Annotated in this window: 2 pseudogenes; one reads left to right on the top strand and one right to left on the bottom strand. The window is 59.6% G+C overall.

Annotation, left to right across the window (positions count from 1 at the left end):
* Positions 1 to 253, top strand: a pseudogene (locus tag EOA22_RS36485) (DUF932 domain-containing protein); the annotation flags it as partial.
* Between the two features lie 222 nt (positions 254 to 475).
* Here the strand turns inward: EOA22_RS36485 and EOA22_RS39435 are convergent.
* Positions 476 to 604: pseudogene (locus tag EOA22_RS39435) on the bottom strand (XRE family transcriptional regulator); the annotation flags it as partial.

Raw genomic sequence — 604 nt, 5'->3', positions numbered from 1 at the left:
CATCAAGGCCGCGCGTGAGAAGATCGTAGCCCGCACCGCCGAGGACCGCGAAAGCTTCCTGCGCAAGCGCGGTTTCTCCAAGGGCGAAACGGGCAAGATCATCGAGACTGTGTTGCAGGAAGAAGGTCACCCACCCGAAAGCATCTTCGATTTTGTTCAAGGCATGACAGCGCATGCCCGCGCCAAGCCGCATCAGGATAGCCGGCTGGAGCTTGAAGGAAAGGCGAAGGCACTGTTGGAAAAGGCGGCGTGAACGAACGAAAGGCCGCACGGCGAACGTCTCGCCGCGCGGCCTTTCTGGTCCGCCACATCAACCGGATTGTCTTATCATAAGAATATCTAGCGACCAGATCATCGGGGTCGGCGCGTGCGGTCGCTTTTATGAAACACGGCGGCCGCTCGCCGGGCTCCGCCCGGCTCGCGATGCGACTGCTGTCATGGAGGCACAACAAGACAAATGAGGCCGAATGACTCGCTATTTTGTGACGCGCGATAGAGGGCGCCTTAGAAGGTCCGCGGCCTCAATCCCGAGAACATTTGCCAACTTGTCGACAACGTCGATCGTCGCGCCGTAGACGCTGCGCTCCAACGCGCTGATGTAGGT

Source organism: Mesorhizobium sp. M7A.F.Ca.US.014.04.1.1, from assembly GCF_003998745.1.
Classification (GTDB): domain Bacteria; phylum Pseudomonadota; class Alphaproteobacteria; order Rhizobiales; family Rhizobiaceae; genus Mesorhizobium; species Mesorhizobium ciceri.
This window is presented reverse-complemented; position numbering and strand designations above follow the sequence as displayed.